The organism is Mesorhizobium sp. M2A.F.Ca.ET.037.01.1.1, assembly GCF_003998075.1.
Classification (GTDB): Bacteria; Pseudomonadota; Alphaproteobacteria; order Rhizobiales; family Rhizobiaceae; genus Mesorhizobium.
This window is the reverse complement of the sequence record NZ_RZSA01001062.1, coordinates 1-2,120: the sequence shown is the minus strand read 5'-3', so window position 1 is coordinate 2,120 and position 2,120 is coordinate 1. Positions and strand designations below refer to the sequence as shown.

General features: G+C 57.1%; 2 protein-coding genes and 1 pseudogene. All 3 read left to right on the top strand.

Annotated elements, in window-relative coordinates:
• On the top strand, nt 1-1,067 hold a 1,067-nt coding region (locus EOA27_RS33370), incomplete at its 5' end, for a TlpA disulfide reductase family protein (RefSeq protein ID WP_145970721.1).
• A gap of 324 nt (nt 1,068-1,391) precedes the next feature.
• Nucleotides 1,392-1,830 (top strand): annotated as a pseudogene (locus tag EOA27_RS33365) (DUF269 domain-containing protein).
• 45 nt (nt 1,831-1,875) lie between these two features.
• Nucleotides 1,876-2,079: a CCE_0567 family metalloprotein gene (locus tag EOA27_RS33360; protein WP_063169367.1), complete on the top strand. Its 204-nt coding sequence runs from the start codon at nt 1,876-1,878 to the stop codon at nt 2,077-2,079.
• Nucleotides 2,080-2,120: the final 41 nt, after the last annotated feature.

The following is a 2,120-nucleotide window of genomic DNA, read 5'->3' as shown; positions in this document are numbered from 1 at the left end:
TCTGCCTCGTTGAGTTTTGGGCGACTTGGTGCGGACCATGTGTCGACGCCATGCCCCATTTGATCGAACTGCAGGAGAAATATGAAGGCAGCGGATTTGAGGCGGTCGGAGTTGCCGCCTGCGAACAGGGTCCTACCGCAGACGAGGCGCGGACCAACGTGGATGCCTGGCTGACCGAGAAGTTCCCGAATCTGAATTATCGTATCGGGTTCGATTACATTGGCGAAATGAACAAGCTCTGGATGGATCCCAGCTCTTCGATTGGGATTCCCACCTCGTTCGTGGTCGACCGCGACGGCCACATCGCTTTTATCGGCCACCCGGCGGAACTCGATGACGTTTTGCCGAAAGTCCTTAACGGCAGCTGGCGCAGCAGCTATGAAGCGAAAGCCGCCGATGCAAAGCGCATCGCGCATAACCAACTTGCAGCGCGCGAAATGTCGCTTACCGGGCCGATATACGCCAAACTTGAGCCGGCGATGCAGGCCGAGAATTGGACGGCGGCGCTCTTGGCCATCGAAGAAGGCCTCGCCTTGATGCCAGACTCTTTTGATTTTCGGCAGATTCATGCGGATCTTCTGCTTCACAAGCTGCGCGACATCAAGACCGGCATGCCGGTCATGCGAGAATTGGTCGAGGACGCGATCGACAAAACGTCCGACGCGGTGTCGTGGATGGCCTTGGCCCTCAACCAACTCTTCGATCCCACGATGGACAATTCCCATCTTCCGCGCGCGGAGCGCTTTGCGATGGGCAACGAGCTCTCGGAACAGATACTGGCACTCAATCCCCCGAACGGCGATGGCCCGTTTAAATACCGCCGGTACCTCCCGGTAGCTCAGTATTATTACGAGAGCGGCAACAAAGATCGCGCAATCGAGTTGATCGAGGTGGCACTGAAATCGGTGGACCGGCTGGGGCCAATTCCGGACCACACCAAACAGTACTATCTTACCCCATTGCTCGAAGCACTGGCCAACTACACGGGTGAGCCTGCCTGTCACGCGGATCTTTGTGTGGCTCCGCAAAAGAAGGCACCCGAAACTCAAAACGCAGTCACTTCCTGAGCAAGAATCGCGAAGGGACTGACAATTGGAATTGAACACTGGCCAATCCGCCCATCGAAGCTCTCTTCGCAGCAAGTATGTCGATGCAGCAGGGCGGCGGCTTGCGGCAGGTTGGATTTCAATTGCGTTGACCACCGGTCGGATCGCGGCGCAGACGATGTGCGCCGCGAATTCGCGCCGCAGGTCTCGCACTCGTGGACATGTCGAGGTCGGCCACGGGGCACTCTTGGGGTTGGCCCGCCCAAGCCATTCGTCGGCCACGCAAGCGGACCCGGAGTGGGCATCGCAGGAAAAGGAAATCGTACCTCGAAGACGAAGACTGAAATGACGAACAACGAAATTCCTCCGGTTGGCCCTGCTGTCAACAATGACGAAGAAGCCCTTGCTTCCCCGTTCGTCAAATGCCTCCTGCGGCTCATTCGTACTCAGGATTCCTTCGGCTTATGGGAAGGCCATTCGGATGCCGAGCTGCTGGCCGAGTTCATCATCACCAAGCAACAGCAACGTGCGGTACCCTTTGGCGGCGATCCTCGATCCTGACGCGCTGTGGAGGCTCGACATGTTTTACACCGCCGTAGCGCTTGCGATCGAGGAGCGCTCCGGCGTGTCGACGTCGCCAATAATTGGAATGAAGCCCCTGCGGGCTTCCAGCGGTTGGGCGTTCTGTCGAGACGTCCACCGGTTCGGCTTCGAGACTTTCCGCAAACTTGCTGAGGCCGGTACGAAACTGGTCGACGATGCGACTGCAGCCATTGAAGCCTAGCCCGAGATGGAGCGCATCAAGAAACCATTGTTCCAGAAAGGATCTATGTCAGACCTAGATAAGATGAGGAAGAAAGTCCGAAAGCTCCAGTTGCGTGCAGCTATTGCCAAGATGGCATTGCAGGACCTTGTCGAGGGTCTGCCGGGCAAGTGGGCCGACATACAGGAAGTCGCCGAGAAAACCCAAGCCGTTTATGCCGAGTTGGATGTTGCCAAGAGAGAACTCGCTTCAATGAAGAATTTAGGATGATGCGCACATTCACCACCCGTGACGGCTCCATTTGGATGCCG

What these genes read in the sequence shown, in the direction of transcription:
- EOA27_RS33360 (WP_063169367.1), top strand. Translation starts at nt 1,876, where the DNA reads ATGTCAGACCTAGATAAGATGAGGAAGAAAGTCCGAAAGCTCCAGTTG.